The organism is Hymenobacter coalescens (assembly GCF_054783195.1).
In genome coordinates this window covers 199,624-225,007 of the sequence record NZ_BAAGRA010000001.1, presented here as the reverse complement: position 1 = coordinate 225,007, position 25,384 = coordinate 199,624, and the positions used below count along the sequence as shown (strand labels likewise).

Below are 25,384 nucleotides of genomic sequence, written 5' to 3'. Positions count from 1 at the left end.
CCCGGCCCGTGCTGCTTTTTTAGTGCCCCGTGACGTGCGTCACGGCCCGCAGCAAAGCCGCGCACGCCCAGTCGATTTCCTCGTCGGTGATGGTCAGGGGCGGGGCCAAGCGCAGGGAGTTGTCGCAGAACAAAAACCAGTCGGTGAGCACGCCTTCGTGCTCCAGGGCGCGGTCGATGATGGGCTTGAGGACGGCAAAGGAGTCGAACTCCACGGCCATCAGCAGGCCCAGGCCACGTACCCCGCGGATGGCCGGGTGCCGGAGTTGCCGGCGGAACCGCTCGGCTTTCTTGGCCACGCCTGCCAATAGGTTTTCGTCTTGAATCACGCGCAGGGTGGCCAGCGCCGCCGCGCACGACACCGGATGCCCACCAAACGTGGTCAGGTGGCCCAGGATGGGGTCGGTCTTAAAGCCCTGCATGATTTCCTGCCGCGCGATAAACGCCCCAATGGGCATGCCCCCGCCCATGCCCTTGGCCGTGAGCAGGATATCGGGCACGAGGCCGAACTGCTCGAAGGCCCAGAACGTGCCAGTGCGCCCAAAGCCGCATTGAATCTCGTCCAGAATAAGCAGGGCGCCGACCTCGTCGCAGCGGCGGCGCAGGTGGCGCAGGTAGTCGTGCTCGGGCACGCGCACGCCGCCCTCGCCCTGCACCGTCTCCACGATGACGGCGGCGGTGCGGCGGGTAATCTGCGCCAGGTCAGCGGGGTCGTTGTAGCGGATGTGGCGCACGTCGGGCAGCAACGGGCGGAAGCTGCGCTTGAAGCTCTCGGAACCGGTGACCGACAACGCGCCCTGCGTGGAGCCGTGGTAGGCGTTGAAGCAGCTGACGAGCTCGGTGCGGCCGGTGTGGCGCTTGGCCAGCTTGAGGGCGCCCTCCACGGCCTCGGTGCCGGAGTTGGTGAAGTACACGTTGTCGAGCACGGGCGGCAGCGTCTGGTGCAGCGCCTGGGCCAGCTCGGCCGGCGGGGCCTGCACCAGCTCGCCGTACACCATCAGGTGCAGGTATTTATCGAGCTGACCCTGAATGGCCTGCAGCACCCGCGGGTGGCGGTGGCCGACGTTGCTCACGCCAATGCCCGAAATCAAATCCAGGTAGCGCTGGCCCGCGGGGCCGTACATCCACACGCCTTCGGCCCGCTCGATTTCAAGCAGCAAGGGAAAGTCGGACGTTTGGGCCTGGTGGCGCAAGAACAGCTGGCGGGGCGTGAGCATAAGTAACAAGGGCTGAAATCAGCCGCAAAAGTACCGCGCCGGCGGGTAAGAGGCGCCGGACCGGCCAACAGCTTGAAGGCGAAAACGGATGCTGGCGAGTTGCGGCCGGGGCCTAACCGACGACGCTCTTGCTTCAGCAGGCACCCCCCCAACGGCTTCTACCTCAGCGGTAGATACGGTGTTGACAGCCCGACCCGGGACTTCTGAAACAACCGAGGCTGCCTTGCGGGGCAGCCTCGGTTCATCTATGTAAATGCGGCCTAGTCCTGGCCGCGCGGGGGGCCGCCAGCGCGGCCGTTGTCGAGGGTCTTGATCAGCTCCTTCGTAAAGTCGCGCTCCGCCTGCAGCAGCTGGGCTATCTGGCGCAGCGTGATGACCTTCTGAAATTTATCTACGTACTCGCGTTCCAGGTTGATTTCGTTCTGGCGCAGCTTGAACTGATCGTCCAGGGCCGCGCGGATGTCCTTGTCGCTCATGGCCGAGAAGTCCTGGTTGCGCAGGTTGAAGCGCGCCTGCTTGCGCAGTTCCCGGCGCTTGGCCGTAAACTCGTTGAACAGCGGCCAGAAGCGCTGGGCCTGCTCCGGCGTCAGGGCCAGCTTGTCGGTGATGTAGGCAATGCGGGCGTTTTCGAGGCGCTCCATGCGCGGCCGGCCGGCGCTGCCACGCGGGGGCTGTACTTGGGCCCAGGCGTCGGCGCTGCCAAGCAGCAAGAATGCCAGCAGCAAGACGGGGTGGGCGAGGAGGCGTTTCATCAGGGGAAGGGGAAACATCGGGCGAAATAACACTACAAATACACATCCAGGCTCGGCTGCTCGTCGAGCACGGCCTGAACTTCGGCGTCGGTGCCGGGCAGAAAATCAGCGGTCAGGTCACGGTCGGCCACGGGCGTGTCGGCCAGCTCGGCCAGCGAAAGGCCGGGCGCGGCATCGGAAAGCAGGTACTGCACGGCCTCGGCGCGGGGTACGGCCGCCAGCGCCAGCGAAGTCGAGGGCGCGGTGAAGCCCGCGGGAGCCGTGGCCAGCTCGGGCGAAGCCGCGGGGCGCGCCGTGAACCAGAACGCGGCTGCGAAGCCCAGCAGCAGCACGGCCGAAGCCAAGGCTGTGCGCAGGGGCGCGCTCAGGGCCGCGAGCCAGCCCAGCAGCGGCGCCGCGGGCGCGGGCTGCACCCGCTGCTGCACGCGCCGCGGCAGCTTCTCGAAGTAGTCGACGGGCGGCGGGGCCAGCGGGGGCTGCGGGCGCCGGGGGTGCTCATCGAGGCGAAAAGGCGTTTTCATATCGGTTGGAAGCCCGGAACGGGCGGAAGTTTAATCAGTGGACTCGTTTACGTACTGCTCGATCTTCTTCACGGCGTGGTGGTAAGAAGCCTTCAGGGCGCCTACGCTCGTGCCCGTCACCTCGGCCATTTGCTCGTAGGGCATCTCGTCGTAGTAGCGCAGGTTGAACACCAGGCGCTGCTTATCCGGAAGGCGCAGAATGGCCTTCTGCAGTTTCTTTTCCACCTCGTCGCCGGCCAAGGACTCGTCGGCCTCCAGCTTCTGCGTGAGCTCGGCGCCCACGTCGTTGAGGGGCAGGAAGAATTTCCGCCGCTTGCTGGAGAGGAAGTTCAGGCACTCGTTGGTGGCAATGCGGTAAATCCAGGTGTAGAGCGAGGCATCCTGGCGGAAGTTCTCCAGGTGGTTCCACACCTTGATGAACACGTCCTGCGTCAGGTCGTCGGCGTCGTCGTGGTCCACCACCATCTTGCGCACGTGCCAGTACACCTTGCTTTGGTACTTGCGCACCAGCTGGTTGAAGGCCACGTTGCGGGAGGCCGGGTCGCGGAACTTGAGGAGGATGTCCTGATCTTCCAAGCAGGCGGAGGAGGGAAGGGTGGAGGCGGTAGGCGTGGAAGTTAGACGCGCGGCCGGGCCGCTGGTTTAATCCTGCCGCTTTTTTTTGCGCGTGGAGGGCGACAAAGCGTGGTTTGCGAGCCGGCAGCGCGCATATTGCAGGATCCGTGAAACTGTCACTGGCGGACCAGCTACCCTTTGAATGCCTACGAAAACCTATTACCTCGATTCGTCCCAGACCGGCCTCGTGACCGTACGCTGGGGCTGGTTCTGGCGCAACTTTACCGTATCGCAGGGCGAGCAGGTGGTCGGCCAGCTGCGCACGGCCAACGAACTCAAGCAGGGCGCGGCCTTCACCCTAGCCGACGGCCGGCAGCTCACGGCCCGCCTGCGTGAGAAAGTGGGCAGCCAGCAGCTGGAGCTGCTGCTGGAAGGGCAGCCGCTGCCCGGCAGCGCTACCCACCCCGGTGAGCTGCTGCGGCAGGGCCTGGGCGTGCTGCTGTTTCTGGCGGTGCTGAACGTGGCCCTGGGGCTGCTGGCCGAAATCGGCCAGGTGGAGGTGCTGCTGCAGCTGGGGCTGGGCTACGCGTCGGCCGCCACCGGGCTGGTGTATCTGGGCCTGTGGTGGTGGGCCAAAACGCGGCTGGCGCCGGCGGCATTTTACGCGGCCATCGGCCTGCTGGTGCTCGATTTCGTGGCCGTACTCCTCGCGGGGCCGGGCGGATCGGGAGCTACCTCGGGCATGTTTATGCGCTTTTTTCTGGGCCTGATGCTCTACCGCGGCAGCCAGGGCGCCCGGCAGCTGCGCGCGGAGCGGGCCCTGCCCGCCGAGCCGGACGCTAGCGGGCTGGCGCTGTAAGATAACGGCCTTGGAGAAGCCGTCTGACCCTTGATTATCACATGTACATGTTATTGCTCTTCGAATAGTGAAGTATGGCTTAGCTTGCGACCCGACAAAGTACAACTACCCGAAAAGGCAGTAGCGCGGCGGCCCTGCCGCACTGTATTTTTACCCGTCAACCTTCCGCAGACCAACCACCGTGAGCAAACTTATCCAGTTCGTGGCCAACCACGACGACCTGAGCACCGACAAGGGCTTTCAGTTTAAGTTCTACTGCGACAAGTGCCGTAACGGTCACATGTCGCGGTTTCAGCCCAACAGCGTGGGCATTGCCGGGGAGCTGATGCGCGCCGCCGGCAGCATGTTCGGCGGCTTCTTCTCCGACGCCGGCAACGCGGCCTACCACGTGCAGCGCGCCATCGGCGGCAAGGCCCACGACGAGGCCATGGAAAAAGCCGTGCAGGAGGGCAAACATTACTTCAAGCAGTGTACGCGCTGCGGCCACTGGGTGTGCCCGGATGTGTGCTGGAACAGCAAGGCCGGCCTGTGCGAGGACTGCGCCCCGGACGAGCACGAAGAGCTGGCGGCCCAGCAGGCCCAGGCCACGCGCGAGCAGATTTACACCAAAACCCGCGAGCAGGACTACACCAAGGAGCTGGATTTCCTCAACAAGGGCGGTCTGCAGCAGTGCCCCAACTGCCAGACCAAGCTGGCGCCGGGCCAGAAGTTCTGCCCCAGTTGCGGCACCGCCAACCCGGCGGCCCAGGCGCAGGCCAAGGACAAGTTCTGCGGCGACTGCGGCGCCACGATGAAGCCCGAGCAGCGCTTCTGCGCCGAGTGCGGCAGCAAGCAGTAGGGGCCGTTGACTTGAGAAAAAGCCCGATTGCCGCCAGGCAATCGGGCTTTTGCCTGCCCGGGCCTTACTTCGTGTTGGTATAAGAAAGGCCCAGCGTCAGGTTGTAGTTATCGGGGTTTTTGCCGGCCAGCACCCGGCTTTCGTGGGTGTAGTTGCTGGTGGCCTGCACGGCCAGGCGCCGCGTGAGGCGCAGAGCCAGCGTGGTCAGCTGGCTGACGCGATAATCCGACGCGGTGGGTAGCGAAGGTTGGTAATACGTATAGGCGCTGAGCGTGAACAGGCGGTGGGTGTACAGCAGCTTCAGGCGCAGGGAACTGCGCGTCACCACGCGCCGGCTGCCGTCAACGAAATACGTGGCCTCGCGAATGAGCAAGTTGCTCAGGGCCACCTCGCGCGTGCCCAATGAATCGGAGTACAGGGCCCAGCCCGGCCCGGCGCCCACCTGCACGCGGTCCTGAATGCCGCGCAGGTTGCTGCGCTCGTAGCCCCCGAGGCCGTAGGCGCGGAAGCGGCCCTTCCAGTAGTAGGGCGTGGCATTGGCCGTCAGCTCCCGCTCGCGCAGGCGGCGGTCCTGCTTGCCGTAGGTGAAGCTGCCGTTCAGCGGCAGGCCGAAGTGCAGGCCGCGCGTGAACGTGGCCGCGTGGGTGGTGGTGAGCAGCGTGCGGTACACGCCGCCCGCCGAGAGGGCGCCGGTCAGCGCGCCGGTGTAGCGAATGATGGTGGTATCGGGCCGCTGGGCGCGGGCCGCCGCCGGCAGCAGCAAGAAAACAGCGGAGCACAATGCCGCAAAATAGGGGAAGCGCATGCGGGGAAAGGGACACGGGGCCGGTTCGGGGGCGAAACTAAGCCGAAACGGCCGGCTGGAGTAGCCCTGGCGGGTTGCGGCGGGCAGGGCGGCGGGGTGTGCAACGGGTGGTCAAGCCTTTTTGCGTTTCCTACTTTGCCTATAGGTGCCTGAAGCTATTGTCGGTTGGCCGTAGCTAGGCGGGCACAGGCCGACCCGGAGTACCGCCGCCGCCAATTTCTTCGTTGCTTACGCTTTCGAACCCGTTTAACCGAATGCGTTACTGCTTATTTCTCCTGCTGCTGGGTGGCTTGCTGCTGGTAGCCGCCAGCGGCCCGGCCTGGGCCCTGCGCGTGCGCGAGGTGCGCGTGCTGACGGCGACTCCGGCCCGCTACCAGAAGCTGGAACTGGCCCTGGCCCTGGACCCCGCCCGGTTTCGCAACCCCTACGACTCGGCCGAAGTCCGGGTGACGGCCGAGTTCATCTCGCCCGCCGGCCAGGCGTACTGGGTGCAGGGCTTCTGGTACCAGGACTTCAAGCGTTGCACCACCTGCGGGCCGCCCCAGCGCCTGCCGCAGGACAGCTGCTACTACTGCAACGACTGCCCCGAAGACCCGCGCTACCTCACGCCCCAGCCCACGCCGCTGCCCTGGCGCATCCGCTTCGCGCCGCCCACGGCCGGGCGCTGGCGCTACCGCCTCGTGGTGGCCCACGCCGACACGACCATCAGCACCGAGCCCGTCGCGCTGACGGTGGCCGCCTCCACCAACCCCGGCTTCGTGCGGGTGCACCCCAACGGGCGGAACTTCGCCTTTGAGAGCGGGCAGGTGTTCTTTCCCATCGGCATGAACGTGACCAACTACTGGAACCACGGCCCCTACAACCGCCTGCCCTTCCGTGACGCGCGCGTGGGCATCACGCGCATCGCCGCGCAGGGCGGCAACTTCGCCCGCGTGCTGCTGATTCCTGCGCAGTTCGGCATCGAAGGCCCCGACGGGCCCGCCGGCCGCTACGACGCCCGCCAGAACCGCGCCTACGATCTGGACGAAGTGCTGGAGCTGGCCGCCCGCCGCCGCGTGTACCTGCAGATGACGCTCATCACCCCCGACGAGCTGTTCGATTCCAAGGGGTTCGGCCACCGCTGGCAGACGCACCCGTACTACCCGCTGCTGCCGCCCAACGCCCCCAATACCAGCTTTTTTACCGATTCGGTGAGCCGGCAGCTGCTGCGCCAGCGCATCCGCTACATCATGGCCCGCTGGGGCTACTCGCCGGCCCTGTTCGGGGTGGAGCTGATGGGGGAAGTCGACAACTTCGGCGGCACCTCCGACAACAAGTACTGGGACCGGGAGAACCCGCGCCACGTGCGCCGCTGGACCGATGAAATGCTGGGCTACGCCCGCCGGCTGGCCCCGCAGCACCTCTACACCATCAACGTGGCCTACGCCTTCAGCGCCAATTACCCCCGCCACGATACCACCGTGGCCCTCTACAGCTCGCCGCAGGTGGATTTTGTGCAGGACCACTACTACGGCTCCGACCAGAACGTGGAATACCAGCGCGCCTTCATGGCCCGGCGCGCCGCCCGGCTGTTTCCGCGCAAGCCCTACCAGGTCGGGGAGTTCGGCATGGCCCTGGAAAACGACTGCTGGTACGGCGCCTCCAGCTTCACGGCCAAGCGCTACCCGCGCGGCCTGCTCTACCACGACCTGAACGAGCTGCACAACACGCTCTGGTCCTCGACCTTCAACGGGTCGGGCGGCACGGCCCTGTACTGGTGGGCCAACCAAGTGTTCGGGCTCTGCTACGGCGGGCAGGAGCATTACTTCCGGCCCTTGCAACGGTTTTTGGCCGACTGCCCGATTTTCAGCGAAAAATACGAACCGGTGGCCAGCCCCTGCACCGCCGTGCCCGGCCCCAAAGACATCAAGCACAACCCCGCCACGGAAGGCAACTGCATTCCGCGCTGGGCCGTGGGCAACGAGGACGCCGCGAATCCCGATTTCCTGCCCAATGGCGCCAGCACTTCGCACACCAGCCTGGAAGTGTTTGCCCTGCGCAGTCCGGCTCGGGTGGTGGGCTGGGTGCACCACCGCGAAAACTACTGGTACCGGCTGCCGCACCGCGCCGGCTCGGGCACCAACGCGGCCTTCTGCGAAACGCTCAACGACAACCAGCCCGCCTCGCCCGACAGCATCCCGCCGCTCGTGGGCCAGCAGGTGACCATCCTGACGGACGTGCGCCCCGGGCGCTACCGGGTGGAGTTTTTTAGCACCTACCCCTTCTACGATGTGAACCGGGACCGGAAAAACGACCACGGCGGCGTCATTCCGCAGTTCACTACCGAAGTGCGCGCCGCCGACGGCCGCCTCACCTTCACCGTGCCGCCGCTGCGGCCACTGGGCGCCGCGCCCTACGCCCCGGACTACGGCTTCAAAGCCACCTGGCTGCCCGAAGCGCCGCCCAAGCCAGCGGTCCGCCCGGTGCGGCCCCCGGCGCGGCCCGCCGCCCGCCGCCCGGCGCCCCCGGTCCGGCGCCGTCCGTAGCCGTGCCCGGCCGTATTTTGGGGCCCGCTGGCCCCGGCTGGGCGGCGCCAGTTTCCATTACCTGCTTCTGCCCGATCTTCGCCGTGCCCACACCCTGGTTTCCGTCGCTCCTGCCGTCTGCCTGCCGCTGGGCGGGCGTGTTGCCCCTGGTGGCTTTGCTGGCCGCCGCGCCCCGCACCGGCCGCGGGCAGCTTCGCGACGCGCTCGGCAGTTGGAACATCCTCAGCCTGCGTTACAGCCACACGCCGCGCCTCAGCCTTTTCGTCGAAGCCCAAGTACGCTCGCTCGGCTTTTACCGCCAGTTTCACTACCACGAGTACAAGGGCGGGCTGGACTTCCGCGTGCACCCGGCGGCGCGGCTGGCTCTGGGCGTGGGCAAGTACGACACGTACCGCGAGGGCGGCAACTTCCGGCGGCCCAAGAACAGCGACGAGGTGCGCCTCTGGCCCCAACTGCTGCTCACCCAAAACGTGGGTCCCTTTAAGATGGAGCACCGCTACCGGGCCGAGCTGCGCTTTCTCACCACGGGCTACCGCAACCGCTTCCGCTATCGGTTGGGCGTGGCCTACACGCTGCCGGCCAACGGGCAGGGCCGCGCGCCCTGGCAGCTAAGCGCCAGCAACGAGCTGTTTCTGACCGACCGCGGGCCCTACTTCGAGCGCAACCGCCTGCTGCTGGCTGCCACCTGGGACGCGCCCGGCCCCGCCGCCCTGCAGCTGGGCTACCTGCGCCAGCTCGACTACCGCATCAACGACGAAACCGGCCGCGACTTCCTGCTAGTGGGCCTGTTCTGGGAGCTGAAGCGCGACGCGGCCGCCCCCGCCGCCGCGCCCGACGGCGCCGGCGGCCGCGATTAGCCGGCGTGCGGTGGCGCCGTAGCGCGGATTTTCGCGCTGCAACGGGCCGCACGCACGGCACCGGGGGTGGCATGTAAAAGGAAGATATATACCTTTTCAGATATCTATGCGCAGCCTCAACAAAGTTACCCTCATCGGCAACCTGGGCAAAGACCCGGACATCAGCGTGCTCGACGGCCACCTGCCGGTCTCCCGGTTTGCGCTGGCCACCACCGAAACCTGGCGCGACAAAGCCGGCCAGCTGCAGCTGCGCGAACAGTACCGGCAGTTTCGGCCGGTCACGTTTCTCTTCGAGGGCTACCGGCCGGGTGAGCCGTACGGCGGGCGCAGTTTGCAATTGGTCATCAAGCAGGCCGCGGCCCATGCGGGTATTGCCCGCCCAGTGACCCTGCACATGCTGCGGCACTCCTACGTCACCCACCTGTTGGAAGCCGGTGCCGACATTCGCATCATTCAGGACCTGCTGGGCCATAGCAGCATCAAAACCACCGAGATTTACACCCATGTGGCGCAAAAGAACCGTCCCGCTTCTCCTCTCGACAGCCTCGGCCTGTAGTCCAGTAATAGCGGGTAATACGCCCTTATGGAATGCTACCCGCTACTTCCTTGCGGACGAAGTGCAGATACCAACTTTATAAACACTTAACCGTTGAAAATCAATAAAAGCCCCCGCAGCCAGTGGCTGCGGGGGCTTTTCGCGTCAGAGAAGCAGCCGGAATTACTTCCGGCGGGCCATTACCTTCTCCACGGCCGCCACGATGGCCTGCTCGTTGAGGCCGTACTTTTCCATCAGCTGGTCGGGCGTGCCCGATTCGCCGAAGGAGTCGTTCACGGCTACCATTTCCAGCGGCAGCGGCTCCTCGCGCACCAGCAGCTGGGCAATGGAGTCGCCCAGGCCCCCGTGCATCTGGTGTTCCTCGGCCGTCACCACGCAGCGCGTCTTGCGGGCCGAGGCCAGCACGGCTTCCGCGTCCAGCGGCTTGATGGTGTGGATGTTGATGATTTCGGCGTTGATGCCCTTTTCGGCCAGCAGGTGCCCGGCCAGGATGGCCTTCCACACCAGGTGGCCGGTGGCGAAGATGCTCACGTCGGTGCCTTCGTTCAGCATCACGGCCTTGCCGATTTCAAACTTTTGGTCGGCGGGGGTGAAGTTGGGCACCACCGGGCGGCCGAAGCGCAGGTACACCGGGCCCTCGTAGTCGGCAATGGCCAGCGTAGCGGCCTTGGTCTGGTTGTAGTCGCAAGGGTTGATGACGCACATGTGGGGCAGCATCTTCATCATGCCCACGTCCTCCAGAATCTGGTGGGTGGCGCCGTCTTCGCCCAGGGTCACGCCGGCGTGCGAGGCGCAGATCTTCACGTTCTTGCCCGAGTAGGCAATGCTCTGGCGGATCTGGTCGTAGACGCGGCCGGTCGAGAAGTTGGCGAAGGTGCCCGTGAAGGGAATCTTGCCGCCGATGGTCAGGCCGGCGGCCAGGCCCATCATGTTGGCCTCGGCAATGCCCACCTGGAAAAAGCGCTCCGGGAAGTCCTTCACGAAGGCGTCCATCTTCAGGGAGCCGATCAGGTCGGCGCAGAGGGCCACCACGTTGGGGTTGGTTTGGCCGAGCTGGTGCAAGCCGGCGCCGAAGCCCGAGCGGGTGTCTTTTTTCTCGGTGTAGGGGAAGTCTTTCATATAATAAGAGGGAGAGGTTTCGATGAGAAAAGCTGCTACGACGCCACGGCGGCGTCTTCGCGCCAGCGCAGGCCGGCGGGCAGCTGGTGGGGTGAAAATTCCAAGTGAATCACGCGCCGCGGCCGCTCGTCGCGGCTGCGGTGAGAGGCGTGCAGGGTGAGCGGCTTCATCAGCATCACGCCGCCGGCTGGCACCGGGCAAACCGTGGCGTCTGACGTGAAGTGCGGAATGGTAGAAGCGTGGATGACTCCGTGCTGGTGTGAACGAGGCACCATGCGCAGGGCGCCGTTGTGGGCGTCGCACGCGTCGAGATGGAAGCGCAAGGTGCAGATGCCTTCGAGGTAGTCGCGCGGGGGCTGCACGTTCACGCCCTCGGGCCGCACGTTCCAGGGACCAAAACCCGGCAGGTCGGCGCGCTGGTCGACGGCCACCATCAGATCCTGGTGCCAGGCCACGACCCAGTTTGAGCCGGCGGGCTTGTCGAAGTAGATGGCCTTGACCAGGTGCTGTGGCGCGGGCAAGAGCTGCTGCAGCAGCGCCGAAAACCGCTCGTTCCAGATGAGCCGACGCAGCGCGGGCAGCTCCGCGAGCAGGTTGCGGATGGCAAACAGATCGGACGAGCGGCGGAAGTTGCCGCCCGCCGCGCCGGCTTGTTCGATGACGGCTAGCATAGCCCTGATTTCGGTCGGGTCATACATCTGTTCCACCACGGCAAACCCGTCGCGCTGGTAGTCCAGTAAGGTGTCTTGCGCTGTCTGAATCATTTACCGAAGATGCTGACCGAGGTGGTTTGCCCGCTGCGGATGGTGAAGGGCCGCACGTCGGTGAACTTGCTGCCGGTGGCGTTGCTGGTGCGGTACACGAGGCGGTAGGTGCCCGGCTGCATCGGCAGGTTGATTTTCGACGAGCCGCCTTCGGGCAGGTTGTACACCCAGGTCTGCGAGTCGTCCTGGTTGACGCGGTACAGGCTGCCGTAGCCTTTCAGGTCGCTGATGATGTTCAGCGTGCCGGGCGCCTCGTAGGTCACGGTGGTTTCCTGGCCCTGCTTCACCGTGACGCGCCGGATGATGCGCGGCAACGTGAGGATTTCCACCTCGTAGTTGCCGGCCAGCAGCTTCTGCTTCGCGCCGAAGTTGCGGGCCACCACCGTGGCGGGGCTGGCCTGCGCGCGCACCACCGCCTGCACCACGCCGTAGGGGTTGGGCGAGGTGGAGGGGCTTTGCAGGTTCAGCGTACCCTGCGGCGTTTTGAAGGTCAGCACGTTGGCCTTGCCGGGCCGGATGGCCAGGTTAGCTTGGCGCACCGGTGGCACCGTGTTGATAATCAGATCGTAGCTCTGCAACGCGTCGATGTCGAGCACGTCGGGCTGGCCCTTCGCGTCGCGCCAGTGCACGTAGTTGTACTCCGGCGCATCGGTCACGTTGTTGATGAAGGTCAGGTTCACGTTCGACTCCACCGGCCGGCCCGTTTCGTCCGTCAGATTCACCGCCACCGTCGTTTTGGCCAGCGTCTGGGCCACCACGTCGTTGAGGATGTTGCGGAAGGTCTTCACGTCGGCCGCGTTGTAGTACTGGCCCAGGCACTTGAGCTGCTCGCCAAACTCCCGCTCGGCCCCGATGCCAATGACGAAGGGCTTCAGAAACACCCGCTTGCGCTGCAGCGCCACAGCCGTGGCGCACGGGTCGCCCTTGCACGATTCGAGGCCATCGGTAATCAGGATGAGCACGTTGCGCGCGTTGCGGTCGGCCGGAAAGTCGTTGGCCGACTGCAGCAGGGAGTAGGTGATGGGCGTGTTGCCCTGCGGCGTCAGCGCCTGCAGCTTCTGCTTGATGGCCCCGGCGTTTTTGCGCGCAAACGGCACCTCCAGCCGCGAGTCCTCGCAGTTGTTCTCGGTGTTGGGGTGCTGGTGGCCGTAGGCGCGCAACGCCAGCTCCAGGTTGGGGTAGGCGTTGAGCGAGTCCACCATCTTGGCCAGCAAGGACTTGGCCACGTTCCAGCGCGGCTGCCCTTCCCAGGGCGCGTTCATCGAGCCGGAGGCGTCGAGCACGAAGAGGATGCGCGTGGTCCGGGGCTGGGTGGACGGGGCACCCTGCTGGGCACGCAGCGGCCCGCTGATAAACCAAAAGGTCATCAGTACCAGCCAAACCCTAAACCACGCGCTGTTTCGCATCCTACTTCGTTGCTTCGGCTTGGTGAACCGAATTCGGTGCTGAAGCTGGTTCGACGAAAATCACCATCAAAATGACGATTACAAGAAGAGAGCCGATCATGGTTGCCCATTTCACTCTAGCTGATCGATTCACGGCGATATGAGCTAGGCCAAAGCCGACCAGCCCAGCCAACATTGCCGCAATCAAGCTAGGTACAAAGCCGTAGGAGTCTTTGACTATCATAGGCAACATCACCGCCCAAATCACAACCATGACGGTGCTATACGTCTGGGGTTCCAGCAGCTTTTGCACTAGAAGAGAGCCTAGTAGTCCGAGTTTTCCTCCACGATGAGCTGCTGCAGGGCTTTTTCCAGCTGCTCGTCGTTCGGGGCCACGCCGTGCCACTTGTGGGAGCCCATCATGTAGTCCACGCCGAAGCCCATCTGCGTGTCCATCAGCAGCATAACCGGCGTGCCCTGGCCCAGCAAGCCGATGGCTTCTTCCAGCGCCGGCAGCAGGGTTTCGAACTGGTTGCCGTCGGCCTCGAGCACGCGCCAGCCAAAAGCCTCGAACTTGGCGCGCAGGTCGCCCAGGCCGCCGATCTTGTCGGTCGGGCCGTCGATCTGCTGGCCGTTGCGGTCCACGATGGCCACCAGGTTGTCCACCTTGTGGTGCGGGGCGTACATGGCCGCTTCCCACACCTGGCCTTCTTCCAGCTCCCCGTCGCCCATCAGCACGAACACGTTGCGGTTGTCTTTGTTGAGCTTTTTGGCCTGCGCCGCTCCGATGGCTACGCTCAGGCCCTGGCCCAACGAGCCCGAGGCCACGCGTACGCCGGGCAGGTGCTCGTGGGTGGCCGGGTGACCCTGCAGGCGCGAGTTCAGCTTGCGGAAGGTGCTCAGCTCGCTGACCGGGAAGTAGCCCGAGCGGGCCAGCACCGAGTAGAATACCGGCGAGATGTGGCCGTTGGAGAGGAAAAACAGGTCCTGGCCGACGCCGTTCATGTCGAAGGGCTCGGGGCTGTGCTTCATCAGCTTGAAGTACAGGGCTACCAGCAGGTCGGTGCAGCCGAGCGAGCCGCCGGGGTGGCCAGAGTTGACGGCGTGCACCATGCGCACGATGTCGCGGCGCACCTGCGAGGCAATCTGTTTCAGGTCGGTGATGGAGCGGGTCGCCGGCGCGGCGACGGGAGAAGAAGAAGCGGACATATGGGGAAGGGTGAAAAAGTCGGGTTTTAGGGAAAGCCTAAACCAGCCAAACGGGCCGGTCAAGGCCGAAAGCAGCGGTACGGCAGCCGGCTAAGTTCGGCCGGGCCGGTGGTTTCAGCAAGCGGCGGCCCGCCGAATCCTACCGAAAACGAAACCGGCGGGCCCTGGGAAGGGTCCGCCGGCGGTCAGGTCACTTGAGCAGCTGCTCGGCGTGGTTTTTCGTGTCGGGGCGGCGGATGATGCGTTCCACGCGGCCCTCCGCGTCGATCAGAAAGGTGGTACGGGCCACGCCCCAGTAGGTGCGGCCGTAGTTTTTCTTTTCCTGCCACACGCCGTAGGCCTCCACCAGCTGCTTGTCGGGGTCGGCCAGCAGCGGGAAGGGCAGCTCGTATTTCTGGGCGAAACGCTCGTGCGAGGCCACGTCGTCGGTGCTCACGCCGAGCACCTGGATGCCGGCGGCTTTCAGCTGCGCTTCGCCGTCGCGCAGGGAGCAGGCCTGGGCCGTGCAGCCGGGCGTGTCGTCCTTGGGGTAGAAATACAGCGCCACGCGCCGGTCGCGGTAATCTGCGAGGCGGATGGGCTGGCCGTGCTGGTCCGGAGCGGTGAAGTCGGGGGCGGCGTCGCCGGGGTTGAGCGTAATCATCGGGCTCAAAGGTACGGAGCCCGGCTCCGTCTCCAAACGGCACCCGCCACCTCGCTACGCTTCTTCGGGTTCGGGCTGCTGCGTGTACAACAGCTTTTCCACGTGGAAGCCTTTCTGCCGTGCCACCCCAAGGAGGTTGTGCACGGTGGGATGAGAGAGGTGCGCCGTGCGGCTCAGAATCCAGAGCGCTTTGCGGTCAGGGGTGCCAACCAAGGCAAACTGGTATTCCGGGTCGAGGGCCAGTACCCAGTAGTCGCCCTCGAAGGGCCACTGAAACTGCACCTTCAGCTTGGCGTTGGTATCGGTGTCGACTACCCGGGCTATGCCGCGCACGGTCTCAGCCGGCCCGTACACCGAACCCTTGTGGCAGGTGTTGTGCACTTCCAGGCGACCGTCGGCCAGCGGGCGGTACTCGGCCGTGACGTGGGTGCAGCCGCGCTCGTAGCGCTGCGGCAGGCGGGCAATTTCGTACCACAGGCCCGCGTAGCGGTGCAGGTCGACGTGCGGCACCGTAATCAATTCGGGATGGCGGCGGCGCGTGAGGGCGTACACGGCTGCGCCGGTGGCAGCAGCAGCGGCCACGGCCGTCCAAAGGCTGGGTTTGCGGATGTTGGGGGTAGACATGGTCAGGTGTGGAAGTGCGGTATGCGTGTACGCAGGCGGGGCGCGGGCGTTCAGGCACTCCGATGGAATACCCGAATAGTGCTGGCTATGCTGCCGAAGCAGCTGGACCCAGGCAGCGCACCTGCCGGCGCCAGCAATCCGGCGGCGCACTGCCGCCGGGCAATACTGATGGGTTGGCGCGCGTTCAGCGGAGCTGATTAACCGGGACTTCGTAATTTGCCGGCTTGTTGGAGCTGACGGGGCCCGGCGCCGTCCGCTTTTCTAGCATTCCACACCTTTGTTGATATGAGCACCGACTCCGCGAAAGCACACCTTTTTCAACTCACCGAGCAGCAGCTCCGCCAGCAGGGCTTCGGCATTGAGCGCCAGGACCAGACGCGCCCCTGGGGCGGCTTCTTCGTCATCGACGAGGGCCAAGCCCAGCAGTTCGCCGACACCTATTTCGATGGCCTGTCGGTCGATGAGCTGCGCATTTCGGGCAAGCTCAGCCCCAAGATTCTGATTGTGGCCCCGGGCCAGCGCCTGTCGTGGCAGTACCACCACCGCCGCGCCGAAATCTGGCGTGTGGTGCAGGGGCCCGTGGGCGTCATCACCAGCGACACCGACGCCGAAGGCGAGCTGAAAACCTACCAGGTGGGCGAGCAAATCACGCTGAAGCAGGGCGAGCGGCACCGCCTCGTGGGCCTCGGGCAGTGGGGCATTCTGGCCGAAATCTGGCAGCACACCGACGCCCAGCAGCCCTCCGACGAGGACGACATTGTGCGCGTGCAGGACGACTTCGGGCGCTAGAAGCCACGGGCCGATGTAACGCAAAAAGGCCGCTGCTCCCAGAGCAGCGGCCTTTTTGCGCTTGAAGCGCGGCTGGGTTAGCCTTGCAGGGCAGCCGTCAGTGTCCGTACGCCTTGCAGGGCGTCGGCGCCGAGGTGCACGCGCAGGGTGCGGCGGTCGTAGCTGCGCAGGGCCTCCAGGTCGCCCTGGGCCTGGGCGTTTTTCAGCGTACCGAAGGTGTAGGAGCGGCCGGGCAGGGGCAGGTCGGGCTGGTTGTCGGCCGTGAACTGCAGGAACAGGCCGGTGTTAGGGCCGCCCTTGTGGTACTGGCCGGTACTGTGCAGAAAGCGCGGGCCGTAGCCGAAGGTGGTAGCTGCGTGCAGGCGACGCTGCAGCGTGGCGCGCAGCTCGTCGATGGCCGCATTCAGCTCGGGCGTCTCGGTCAGGTACGCCTGAATGGAAACGTAGTCACCGGGCTGGGCTTGGAAGAAGCTGCTGAGCAGGGCTTTGGCGTCGGTGGTGGCCGTGCCGCCGTAGTAGCTCAGGCCATCAGCCGTGAGCGTTTTCTCTTCCTGGGGCAGGCTGCCTTTCTCGGCTACCTCCTTCATCAGCTTGTCGGTAGCGGTTTTGGCCGCCTGCACGTTGGGCTGGTCGAAGGGGTTGATCTGCAGCACGGCGCTGGCCACGGCCGTGGCCACTTCCCAGCGGAAAAACTCCTGGCCCAGGTCCAGCGCGTCGTGCATCAAGATGCGGATGACCGGGTGACCGGCCGCCTCCAGCGCCTGCAGCTGCGACAGGTTCTGTGCGTCGGGCTGGTCGGCGTAGCCTACGTACACGAACACGCGGTCCGGGCCGTACAGCGACACGTCGGCCAGCGGCTCGCCCGCCACGGGCAGGATGCCCACGCCGTGCTTGCCGGTGCTTTCGGCCACCAGCTGCTCCAGCCACAGGCCCAGGTCGCTCAGGCCGGCCGGTGTGATGAGCGTGAGCTTGTCGCGGCCCTGCTGGGCCAGCACGCCCAGGGCCACGCCCAGCTCCAGGCCGGGGTTGTGGTCCACGGCGCCAGCCGAGCCGGTGGCCTGCATCATGCCCACCGAGCGGCGCAGCAGCTCCTCGATGTCGATGCCGTAGAGGGCGGCGGGCACCAAGCCGAAGTAGGAGAGGGCCGAGAACCGGCCGCCCACCTCGGTGAAGTTCAGGAACACGCGGCGGTAGCCCAGGCTTTCGGCCGTGGCAATAAACTTGGAGCCGGGGTCGGTGATGGCCACGAAATTGTCGCCGGCCTGCTCGCCTTTCAGCGCCTTGAGCCGGTCGTAGAAGTAGTCGCCGAAGGCCAGCGGCTCGGCCGTGGTGCCCGATTTGCTGGCCACGATGCACAGCGTGGTTTCGAGCGGCACCTGCTGCTCAATTTGCCGCACGGTGCCCGGGTCGGTGGTGTCGAGCACCAGCATTTCCAGGCCGCCTTCAGTCTTGGGGAAGGATTTCTCGAACACAATCGGGGCCATGGAGGAGCCGCCCATGCCCATCACGATGACGTGGGTGAAGCCGGCGGCTTTCACTTCCTGCACGAAGGCGTTGATTTCGGGCACGCGCTCCTGCATGGTTTCGGCCACGCGCAGCCAGCCCATGAAGGCGCGCAGTTCGGCCTGGGCCTGCGGGTCATGCACCCACAGCGCGGCGTCTTTCTGCCAGAAGCCGGCGGTGAAGTTCTTGGCGTTGAACTCGGCGATTTTGGCGTCGACGGCGGCCTGGTACGGGCCCAGGTGCAGCTCGGCGGCCGGTACGGCCACGGGTTGTTGTGTTTCTCCCATCGGGGTAAGAAGTAGAAAGAGGTATGACGTCGGGATGGCGCCGCCCACGGCCCGAAACGCAGCCCAAACCACGGCAGCGGCGGGGTAAAAATGCACCTCCTTTCGGAAACCGCGGGTCTGACCGGGGAGTTTTCCCCAGGTGCTGCCGTCAGTTATCAAGCAAATACTTGATAACCAAGATTTATGCAGTTTCGCAGCCAAGGCGGGTCCACCGGTTGGCGTCCTAATAAGTTGCGTTGTTTATTTATGATTGCCGGGCGAGCCGCTGGCCCCGCCGTGGGCGCGTCGACGCTGCTGGTTACGGGCCGCGGCGGGCCCGCTCCGCTGGGCGCCCCCCCCCCGCGCGGTGCCGGTTGGGCGCCGCTGCCCGCACCCGCCGCGGGTGGTAGGGCCGAGGCGGGTGGTCGGGCTACAAATTCAGCGAAATCACCTTCTCGTTACCGGCCTGGTCGGTGATGCGCAGGGTGGCGGGGCCGCGCAAAGCCGGGCCGAGCGTGTCGGAACGCTCCGTAAATAGCGTCGAGTTCTTGTGCTCGTAGCGCAGCAGGCGGAAGCGCCCGCCGATTTCCAGCTCGTAGCTGGCGAGGCCGGAAAGGTCGTCGCCTACCTTGAACACCAGCCCGGCCGCGCCCCGGCTGATGAGGCGGGCCGAGGGCGGAATCGTGTCGGTGAGGATGCGGTACTGGCCAAACAGGCGGGTGCTGAACGTGAGCTGCTCGCCTTCCCACTTGCCGCCCTGCCAGATGCGGCCGTTGGCGCCGCGGATGAGGTAAGCCGCCGCGCGGGTTTTGTCGGGCACCGGCGTTTCGGGCTTCAGCGTCACGCGCATAGCCTCGTGAATGGGCGTCACGGCGCTTTGTACCCGCCACAGGCCGGCTTTGTAGCCGGTTTGCAGGTACAGCGTGTCGTAAGTCGTGCGCGGGCCGAAGACCAGGTTGGCATACGGAGTGGCAAACAGCTGCTCGGTGCCCGACGGAATGGCCGCCACCCGGTCGAAGCGCACGGCGCGAGGCAGGCCGGGTAGGCGCAGCGAGTCGGGCAGGCCGGCGCGCAGGTCGAAGAGGTATACCGTGCGGCCCTGGTCGGTGTAGCTGGGGCGCAGCTGCAGCTGGCGGCCGCTGCGCAGCAGGGCTAGGTTGGGCGCTTGCCGGGCGGTGTCGTCGGCCGTCACGCGCAGGATGTTGCGCAGCACGTCGTAGCGCAGGGCGGGCTTGCGCACGGCGGCCGCGCGCGTCTGCCAGTAGTCCGGGGCTTCGCCGCGCAGCACCATGCGCAGGGGCGTGGTGTTGCCGTAGGCGTCGTGCAGGCGCATTTCCACGTCGTAGATCTGGCCGGCTTCCACCCGCAGCTTGCCCTTGGTGGGGCCAGTCTGGTAGATGGGCAGGCGGTTGCCGTCGTCCACCCACAGCTTCTCGAAGGTGCGGCGGGTGTTCATCAAGTACTCGTAGTCGATGTGCTGGTTGACCTCCCGCGTCTCGTCCGGGAAACCGATGCCGTTGATGACGTGCGCGTACAGCGGCTGGCCGTTCACGCGCACTTCCACCCGGTACAGCCCGTTCTTGTTCCAGGCGTTGTCGAAGCGGTCGAAGGCCTGCAGCAGCAGCCCCACCGTGCCTGACACCGGAATGGTATCGGCCACGCTGAAGCCCGTGCCCGGCGCGCCGGTGGGCGTAAACAGGCGCTTCTCGAAGCGGCCCTGCACCCGCCCGTCGATGCTCAGCGGCTCCACGGCTGCCCCCACGACGGTGGGCGCCACGTGGTCCTGAATTTCGGCGAAGCCACCCCATTGCAGCGGGTTCAGCTGCTGGTCCTTGGCGTCGCGCACTTCCCAGTGCAGGTGCGGGCCGGCCGAGCCGCCGGTATTGCCCGACAGGGCCACCACCTCGCCCTTTTTCACCGGAAACTGCCCGGGCTGGAAGTGCAGCTCCAGCTCGTAGCTGCGCTTCTCGTACTGGCGCCGCAGCAGCTCCTGGGCTACGGCCCCCTTGAAGCGGTTCAGGTGCCCGTACACCGTCACCAGCCCGTTGGGGTGGGTGATGTACAGCACGTTGCCGTAACCGAAGCTGCTCTGCTTCATGCGCGAGACGTAACCATCGGCCGCGGCGTATACCGGCAAATCCACCCGGCCATCGGTCTTGATGTCGAGGCCGCCGTGGAAGTGGTTGGGGCGCAGCTCGCCCATGCTGGCGGCCAGCAGGTTGGGCTGGCCGGGCTTGATGGGGAAGAGGAAATAGCCCTTGAGGCGGCTGGCCGTATCGGGCGGCGCGGCGGTGGGCCGGGCGGCGGCCCGCTTTTCGGTTTGGGGCCCCGAATCGGCGGAGCAGGCCGGCGGCAGCGCGGCCAGGGCCAGCACCAGCAGCTTGAACAGGAGGACGTGATTCAACAACACAGGGGCAACAACGGGCTTTGGGCGGCCACCGGTATGGCCGCGGAAAGGGAAATCAAGCGGCCGCCGGCCAGTTGACCGGCTGCTCGCTCTTACGCACGAAAGCAATGGGAAGCCTGAACCCCCGCTAGGGCGAGCGTGCTGCACATCAGGACGGGGGCCGGGACAGCCCGCGGGCCGCGATGCACGACCATTCCAGTACGACCGGCTGAGCTTGCCGAAGCATTCCGGCCGCGTCTGACTGGAGAATGACTGCCGGCGGCGCGCGAAATGCCCCGACAAGCTCGATTGGGCGTTCGGGCAAGGCTTACCGCCGCTTGCTACTTCACGCTCACGTCGAGCACCTTTTCGTCCTCGAGGTAACCCACCAGCTGGTCGCCGACCCGGATGGGGCCCACGCCGCTGGGCGTGCCGGTGAAAATCAGGTCGCCCATTTTCAGGGTGATGAACTGCGAGATGTAGCTGATGATTTTGTTGAAGTCGTGGAGCATCATCGAAGAGTTGCCCTGCTGGCGCACTTCGCCGTTGACTTCCAGGCGGAAGTTGATGTTTTTCAGGTCGCTAAACTCCCCGACGGGCTTGAAAACGGTGCCCAGCGGGGCCGAGCCGTCGAAGCCCTTGGCCAGCTCCCAGGGCAGGCCCTTGCTCTTGAGCTTGCTCTGCAGGTCGCGGGCGGTCAGGTCCAGGCCCAGGCCGATGGCGTCGTAGTACGTGTGGGCAAACTGCTCCTCGATGTGGCGGCCGTTCTTGCTGATGCGGAGCACCAGCTCGATTTCGTGGTGGATGTCCTGGGTGAAATCGGGGTAGAAGAAGGGCTGGTTGCGCTGCAGCAGGGCCGTGTCGGGTTTGGCGAAGATGACGGGCGCGTCGGGCACTTCGTTCTGGAGCTCGGCGATGTGCTCGGCGTAGTTGCGGCCGATGCAGAGTATTTTCATGGAGGGGCGAATCAGAGGGCGGGAGCCAGGCACGAACCCGGGGTAAGCAAAAGTACAGGATTGGCCGGGCCGGAAAAACGCTTCGGCGTTTCGCGCCCCTTACGCGGAAGCGCCCGGGGGCGTTAGGCCCCGGCACAACATTTTGCCCCGCTCGCGTCGTATAGCACGCACCGGGCCGGCGCGGCAGGAAATGCTTATTCTCGCCCCCGAAAGCGGAATCAACCCCATTTCACCCGCAGACACCCTTACTCCCCATGTTCAGAAAATTCCTATTGGCCGTCGCCCTGTCGGCCGCTGCCGGCTGCTCCACCGTTCCCATCACCGGCCGCTCCCAGCTCAGCTTGGTATCGGACCAGGAAATGAACACCATGGCCGCCGACGAGTACCAGAAGGTGCTGGCCACCAGCCGCCTCTCCAGCGACGCCGGGCAGACGGCCATGGTGCGCCGCGTGGGCCAGCGCATTCAGCAGGCGGTGGAAACGTACTTCCGTCAGCAAAACCAGCAGGCCCAGATCGAGGGCTACAACTGGGAGTTCAACCTCATCGAAGACAAGCAGGAAAACGCCTGGTGCATGCCTGGCGGCAAGGTGGCCGTGTACACCGGCATTTTGCCCATCACCCAGGACGAAAACGGCCTGGCCGTGGTGATGGGGCACGAAATTGCCCACGCCGTGGCCAAGCACAGCACCGAGCGCATGAGCCAGCAGATGGCCGCCCAGGGCCTGGGCACGGCCTTGTCGGCGGCGGTGGGGCAAAACCCCTCGGCCACGCAGAACGTGTTCCTGCAGGCCGTCGGCGTTGGCTCGCAGGTGGGCCTGCTCAAGTTCAGCCGTACCCAGGAAACGGAAGCCGACCGCCTCGGGCTGGTGTTTATGGCCCTGGCCGGCTACAACCCCGACGGGGCCGTGAGCTTCTGGCAGCGCATGGCCGCCAACGACCAGGGCGGCAACATCGAATTCCTCTCCACGCACCCCTCCAGCAGCACGCGCATTGCCGACATTCAGCGCGAAGTGCCCGAGGCGCGCAAGTACTACACCGCCCGCTAAGCCGCATCCCGTGCCCATTACCACACCCCTCCGCCGGTTGCTACCGGCTTTCATTGCCGCGGCCACGCTGCTCGGCGCCTGCGAAACCAGCAAGCGAGGCTTTCCCGAAGCCAGTACCCCCGGCGAGGAAAGAGAAAATACCGAAACCAGTGGCCGCGGCGAGAAGATGAGCCGCAGCCAGCGCAAAGAAACCGACGAGCTACGCATCCTGGACTCGCCCAACCGCTTGGTAGCGGCCGTGGTGGAAAGCAAGGTGCAGTACAAAGTGCCGCGCGAAATCCTGATGCAGCAGTTCGGGCGGCAGTTCGCCGACGGCACCGTGGTCGACAAGGCGCTGGTGCGACAGGTGCAAAGCAAAGCCAACGCCAAGGAAAAGCCAGTGTACTACCTCGTCGGCATGGGCCTGCGCAACGGCATGTTCCGGGCCATGGCCCTGCCGCTGGAACTGAGCACCGACAACGAGCTGTACCTGAGCACCACCGCCGAACGGTACATGCTGGAAGGCCGGGGCTGCCAGATGTGTTACTTCAATTTCGAAGGCGACAAAATCAACGGCACGCTCTGCGACGACAACTCCGGGGGCGGCACCTGCACGCTGACGGTGGTGAACGGCAATACTTTCTTCCCCCCGAAACGATGAACCGCAAGTGGCTGCTGCGCCTCGGGCTGACGGCCCTGGCCCTGCTGGTGACCACCGACCGGCGTCGCCGGTCGGCGCCCGCGCCGCCGAAACCGGCCGACAACGAAGCCCAGGAAAAGTAAAACCGCGGCCCGCCTCATCTGAGGCGGGCCGCGGTTGGTTTATGGCGGCAGGTGCTGCCAGCTCCTTAGCTGGCTACTGCCCCGGCAAATTCCCGGATTCGCAGGGCCAGCGCGGCCACGTCCACCCGGTCCAGCGGGTGCGGGGTGTTGGGCAGCACCTCAAACGTGGCATTGGGCAGGTAAGCGGCAAACCGACGCGAGGCCTCCACGCCCGCCGTCTGGTCCTGCTCGCCCACCAACACCTGCACGGGCACGGTCAGGTCGGCCAGATTCAGCTCGTGCAGGGGTGGCTCTTGGCCCAATTCCCGCATCATGGCGGCGGTGGCCTCCACCACGGCATCCCAGCCGGTGGGGGAGTGGGTGCGCTGCAAGTGCTCCACGAACTGCGGAATCTTGGCCTGCATTTTGGCCGCGTCGAGCATCCGCACCTCCGCGGCGGCCGTTTCCGGCGACCAGTCAAACTTGGTTCCCAGGGTGGTGATGCTGCGAATGCGGCCCGGGTCGGTGGCGGCGCTGAGCACGGCCGCGTAGCCGCCCATGCTGTAGCCGAACACGTGCACGGCCTCCAGCTGGTGCTCGGCCAAATAGTAGGTGACTTCGGCCGCGAAGTGCGTCATCGTGAAACGCGCCGCGTCGAGGGGCTGCCCGCCGTGGCCTCCGAAGGAGAACGTGTGCACGTCGAAATCGGCCGCCAGGCGCTCGGCCAGGGGCTGCAGCTGCCCGGCCGAAGCCAGTGCGCCGTGGAGAAGGAGCAGATGTGGTTTCATAGCGGGCTAAATGTAGCGCAAAGCACCTGTTGGGCTACCAGAACAAATGCAGCGCGGGCTGAAGCCCGCATCCGTCCGAACGACACCGTTCAGGCAGACGCGGGCTGAACCGAAGGAAGGCGTAGCCAAGCCCGCGCTACATGCGCCGTGGTCGGACTACCCGCCCGTGACCTCGCCGGCCAACTGCACCAGGTCCAGCCTGTCGAAGGTGCCGGAGCTCATCATCAGCAGGTTGGCGTGGTGCCAGTTCTGCTCGCGGAGGAACTCAGCCAGCTTGCGCGAGTCGGTAAACACGCGCAGGTCGGGGCGGCGGAAGGCTTCGGCTACCTGCACGTCGCTCAGCGGCGGCAGGCGCTTGTGGGCCAGCACCTGCGGGTTGAAGTACACCACGGCCACATCGGGCGCGTCGAACGTGCCCTCGTACTGGGGCAGGAAGTCCGGGTTGAGCGAGCTGAACGTGTGCAGCTCCAGGCAAGCCACCAGCCGGCGCTCCGGAAACTGCCTCTTCAGGGCCGCCGAGGTGGCCTTGAGCTTGCTCGGGGCATGGGCGAAGTCCTTGTAGACCACGGAGGTAGGGCCTTGCTTCACCAGCTCCAGGCGGCGCGCGGCGCCCTTAAACGAGGCAATGGCCTCGTAGAAATCCTTGCCCTTGATACCCAGTTGTTTGCACACTTCGCGGGCGGCCGAGATGTTGCGCAGGTTATGCTCCCCAAACACCTGAATCGGGACCTGCCCGTCCTTCTTCGTGACGAGGAAGGTCTGGCCGTTTTTGATGACGTTTTCGTGCGGGCCGTAGCCCACGTACTTCACATCCGGGTTCGAGGGCACGCTCACCAGTTGCGCCTGCTCGTCGTCCTGGTCGAAGATGAGCACGCCGGCCTTGGGCGTCATCTGGGCGAAGATGGCAAACTGCTCGCGGTAGATTTCCTCCGTGGGAAACACGTTGATGTGGTCCCAGCTGATGCCGGAAATCACCCCGATGTGGTGCTGGTAGAGGTGAAACTTGGGGCGGCGGTCCACCGGCGAGGAGAGGTACTCGTCGCCCTCGATGACGATGAGGGGCGCGTCGTCCGAGAGCTGCACCATCAGGTCGAAGCCCTCCAGCTGCGCGCCCACGGCGTAGTCGAACTTCAGGCCGTGGTAGCGGAGCACGTGCAGAATCAACGAGGTAATGCTGGTTTTGCCGTGCGAGCCGCCGATGACGATGCGCTGCTTGTCCTTCGAGGCCTCGTAAATGAACTCGGGAAAGGAGAAGATGCGCAGGCCCAGCGCTTGGGCGCGGTGCAGTTCGGGGTTGTCGGGGCGGGCGTGCATGCCCACGATGACCGCGTCGAGGTCGGGAGTGATGCGCGCCGCGTCCCAACCCAGGTGTTCAGGGAGCAGGCCGGCCTGCTGGAGCCGGGTGCGCGCCGGGTCGAAGATTTCGTCGTCGGAGCCGGTGACGTGCACGCCTTGGCGGTGCAGGGCCAGGGCCAGGTTGTGCATGATGCTGCCGCCCACCGCAATGAGGTGGACGCGCCGGTACGTGGGGTGAGCCATGCGGGCAGTCGGGGTACGCTACTTTAAAGGAAGGTCACCGGCCATAAAGCCGGCCCGGCCGTAGAAAGCCGGGCGGCAAAGGTAATAAGCCCGGGCGGGCCAAGGCACTGAAGCCGCGGCAATTGGGAAAGTAGCGAAAACT

Annotated in this window: 26 protein-coding genes; 9 read left to right on the top strand and 17 right to left on the bottom strand. The window is 65.6% G+C overall.

Annotated elements, in window-relative coordinates:
• Positions 1–19: 19 nt before the first annotated feature.
• The 4 genes from ACYVKQ_RS01015 to ACYVKQ_RS01000 all read right to left on the bottom strand — a co-directional run bounded on the left by ACYVKQ_RS01015 (position 20) and on the right by ACYVKQ_RS01000 (position 3,065).
• On the bottom strand, positions 20–1,216 hold the full coding sequence (locus ACYVKQ_RS01015) for an aspartate aminotransferase family protein (RefSeq protein WP_460574703.1): 1,197 nt from the start codon (positions 1,214–1,216) through the stop codon (positions 20–22).
• 260 nt (positions 1,217–1,476) lie between these two features.
• Positions 1,477–1,968, bottom strand: a complete 492-nt coding sequence (locus ACYVKQ_RS01010; protein WP_460574701.1) for a hypothetical protein — start codon at positions 1,966–1,968, stop codon at positions 1,477–1,479.
• Positions 1,969–2,000: 32 nt separating this feature from the next.
• A complete protein-coding gene (locus ACYVKQ_RS01005) occupies positions 2,001–2,489 on the bottom strand; it encodes a hypothetical protein (RefSeq protein ID WP_460574699.1) in 489 nt (162 codons plus the stop codon).
• A gap of 30 nt (positions 2,490–2,519) precedes the next feature.
• Positions 2,520–3,065, bottom strand: coding sequence for an RNA polymerase sigma factor (locus ACYVKQ_RS01000; protein WP_460574697.1), 546 nt, complete (start codon positions 3,063–3,065; stop codon positions 2,520–2,522).
• A 181-nt stretch (positions 3,066–3,246) separates the two neighbouring features.
• Here ACYVKQ_RS01000 and ACYVKQ_RS00995 point away from each other — a divergent pair, with 181 nt between their 5' ends.
• On the top strand, positions 3,247–3,903 hold the full coding sequence (locus ACYVKQ_RS00995) for a hypothetical protein (RefSeq protein ID WP_460574695.1): 657 nt from the start codon (positions 3,247–3,249) through the stop codon (positions 3,901–3,903).
• Between the two features lie 181 nt (positions 3,904–4,084).
• Positions 4,085–4,741: a zinc ribbon domain-containing protein gene (locus ACYVKQ_RS00990; RefSeq protein WP_460574693.1), complete on the top strand. Its 657-nt coding sequence runs from the start codon at positions 4,085–4,087 to the stop codon at positions 4,739–4,741.
• Positions 4,742–4,805: 64 nt separating this feature from the next.
• On the opposite strand, the gene ACYVKQ_RS00985 is transcribed toward ACYVKQ_RS00990, so the two are convergent.
• Complete coding sequence (locus tag ACYVKQ_RS00985) at positions 4,806–5,546, bottom strand: DUF481 domain-containing protein (RefSeq protein ID WP_460574691.1); 741 nt, start codon at positions 5,544–5,546, stop codon at positions 4,806–4,808.
• 254 nt (positions 5,547–5,800) lie between these two features.
• Here ACYVKQ_RS00985 and ACYVKQ_RS00980 point away from each other — a divergent pair, with 254 nt between their 5' ends.
• From ACYVKQ_RS00980 to ACYVKQ_RS00970, 3 genes are all read left to right on the top strand, one after another.
• On the top strand, positions 5,801–8,071 hold the full coding sequence (locus ACYVKQ_RS00980; protein ID WP_460574689.1) for a DUF5060 domain-containing protein: 2,271 nt from the start codon (positions 5,801–5,803) through the stop codon (positions 8,069–8,071).
• An 83-nt stretch (positions 8,072–8,154) separates the two neighbouring features.
• The gene (locus ACYVKQ_RS00975) at positions 8,155–8,928 is read left to right on the top strand and encodes a DUF2490 domain-containing protein (RefSeq protein WP_460574687.1); all 774 of its coding nucleotides are present in this window, start codon (positions 8,155–8,157) and stop codon (positions 8,926–8,928) included.
• Between the two features lie 106 nt (positions 8,929–9,034).
• Positions 9,035–9,484, top strand: coding sequence for a tyrosine-type recombinase/integrase (locus ACYVKQ_RS00970; protein WP_460574686.1), 450 nt, complete (start codon positions 9,035–9,037; stop codon positions 9,482–9,484).
• 162 nt (positions 9,485–9,646) lie between these two features.
• Here ACYVKQ_RS00970 and ACYVKQ_RS00965 read toward each other — a convergent pair whose 3' ends face one another.
• The 7 genes from ACYVKQ_RS00965 to ACYVKQ_RS00935 all read right to left on the bottom strand — a co-directional run bounded on the left by ACYVKQ_RS00965 (position 9,647) and on the right by ACYVKQ_RS00935 (position 15,228).
• On the bottom strand, positions 9,647–10,603 hold the full coding sequence (locus ACYVKQ_RS00965) for a transketolase family protein (protein WP_460574684.1): 957 nt from the start codon (positions 10,601–10,603) through the stop codon (positions 9,647–9,649).
• 35 nt (positions 10,604–10,638) lie between these two features.
• A complete protein-coding gene (locus ACYVKQ_RS00960) occupies positions 10,639–11,367 on the bottom strand; it encodes a phytanoyl-CoA dioxygenase family protein (RefSeq protein WP_460574682.1) in 729 nt (242 codons plus the stop codon).
• Positions 11,364–12,734, bottom strand: a complete 1,371-nt coding sequence (locus tag ACYVKQ_RS00955) for a vWA domain-containing protein (protein WP_460574680.1) — start codon at positions 12,732–12,734, stop codon at positions 11,364–11,366. The genes ACYVKQ_RS00960 and ACYVKQ_RS00955 overlap by 4 nt, the downstream gene beginning before the upstream one ends.
• A 40-nt stretch (positions 12,735–12,774) precedes the next feature.
• On the bottom strand, positions 12,775–13,065 hold the full coding sequence (locus tag ACYVKQ_RS00950) for a hypothetical protein (RefSeq protein ID WP_460574679.1): 291 nt from the start codon (positions 13,063–13,065) through the stop codon (positions 12,775–12,777).
• An 11-nt stretch (positions 13,066–13,076) separates the two neighbouring features.
• Positions 13,077–13,961 (bottom strand): transketolase, encoded by an 885-nt coding sequence (locus ACYVKQ_RS00945; protein WP_460574677.1) that lies wholly within the window; start codon positions 13,959–13,961, stop codon positions 13,077–13,079.
• A 190-nt stretch (positions 13,962–14,151) separates the two neighbouring features.
• The gene (bcp, locus tag ACYVKQ_RS00940) at positions 14,152–14,601 is read right to left on the bottom strand and encodes a thioredoxin-dependent thiol peroxidase (RefSeq protein WP_460574755.1); all 450 of its coding nucleotides are present in this window, start codon (positions 14,599–14,601) and stop codon (positions 14,152–14,154) included.
• 57 nt (positions 14,602–14,658) lie between these two features.
• Entirely contained in the window at positions 14,659–15,228 is a 570-nt protein-coding gene (locus tag ACYVKQ_RS00935; RefSeq protein ID WP_460574675.1) for a lipocalin family protein, read from the bottom strand.
• A 285-nt stretch (positions 15,229–15,513) separates the two neighbouring features.
• Between ACYVKQ_RS00935 and ACYVKQ_RS00930 the strand changes: the two genes are divergently transcribed.
• Positions 15,514–16,017 (top strand): cupin domain-containing protein, encoded by a 504-nt coding sequence (locus tag ACYVKQ_RS00930; protein ID WP_460574673.1) that lies wholly within the window; start codon positions 15,514–15,516, stop codon positions 16,015–16,017.
• A 77-nt stretch (positions 16,018–16,094) separates the two neighbouring features.
• Here ACYVKQ_RS00930 and ACYVKQ_RS00925 read toward each other — a convergent pair whose 3' ends face one another.
• From ACYVKQ_RS00925 to ACYVKQ_RS00915, 3 genes are all read right to left on the bottom strand, one after another.
• Positions 16,095–17,807, bottom strand: a complete 1,713-nt coding sequence (locus ACYVKQ_RS00925; RefSeq protein ID WP_460574671.1) for a hypothetical protein — start codon at positions 17,805–17,807, stop codon at positions 16,095–16,097.
• Positions 17,808–18,216: 409 nt separating this feature from the next.
• The gene (locus ACYVKQ_RS00920) at positions 18,217–20,190 is read right to left on the bottom strand and encodes a M23 family metallopeptidase (RefSeq protein ID WP_460574670.1); all 1,974 of its coding nucleotides are present in this window, start codon (positions 20,188–20,190) and stop codon (positions 18,217–18,219) included.
• Between the two features lie 323 nt (positions 20,191–20,513).
• Complete coding sequence (locus ACYVKQ_RS00915) at positions 20,514–21,128, bottom strand: fumarylacetoacetate hydrolase family protein (RefSeq protein WP_460574668.1); 615 nt, start codon at positions 21,126–21,128, stop codon at positions 20,514–20,516.
• 254 nt (positions 21,129–21,382) lie between these two features.
• Between ACYVKQ_RS00915 and ACYVKQ_RS00910 the strand changes: the two genes are divergently transcribed.
• The 3 genes from ACYVKQ_RS00910 to ACYVKQ_RS00900 are packed head-to-tail and all read left to right on the top strand — an operon-like array spanning position 21,383 to position 22,936.
• Complete coding sequence (locus ACYVKQ_RS00910; RefSeq protein WP_460574666.1) at positions 21,383–22,174, top strand: M48 family metallopeptidase; 792 nt, start codon at positions 21,383–21,385, stop codon at positions 22,172–22,174.
• A 37-nt stretch (positions 22,175–22,211) separates the two neighbouring features.
• Positions 22,212–22,814: a hypothetical protein gene (locus tag ACYVKQ_RS00905; protein WP_460574664.1), complete on the top strand. Its 603-nt coding sequence runs from the start codon at positions 22,212–22,214 to the stop codon at positions 22,812–22,814.
• Positions 22,811–22,936, top strand: coding sequence for a hypothetical protein (locus tag ACYVKQ_RS00900; protein ID WP_460574662.1), 126 nt, complete (start codon positions 22,811–22,813; stop codon positions 22,934–22,936). The genes ACYVKQ_RS00905 and ACYVKQ_RS00900 overlap by 4 nt, the downstream gene beginning before the upstream one ends.
• 65 nt (positions 22,937–23,001) lie before the next feature.
• On the opposite strand, the gene ACYVKQ_RS00895 is transcribed toward ACYVKQ_RS00900, so the two are convergent.
• Positions 23,002–23,703 (bottom strand): alpha/beta fold hydrolase, encoded by a 702-nt coding sequence (locus ACYVKQ_RS00895; RefSeq protein ID WP_460574661.1) that lies wholly within the window; start codon positions 23,701–23,703, stop codon positions 23,002–23,004.
• A 156-nt stretch (positions 23,704–23,859) separates the two neighbouring features.
• A complete protein-coding gene (locus tag ACYVKQ_RS00890; RefSeq protein WP_460574659.1) occupies positions 23,860–25,242 on the bottom strand; it encodes a UDP-N-acetylmuramate--L-alanine ligase in 1,383 nt (460 codons plus the stop codon).
• Positions 25,243–25,384: the final 142 nt, after the last annotated feature.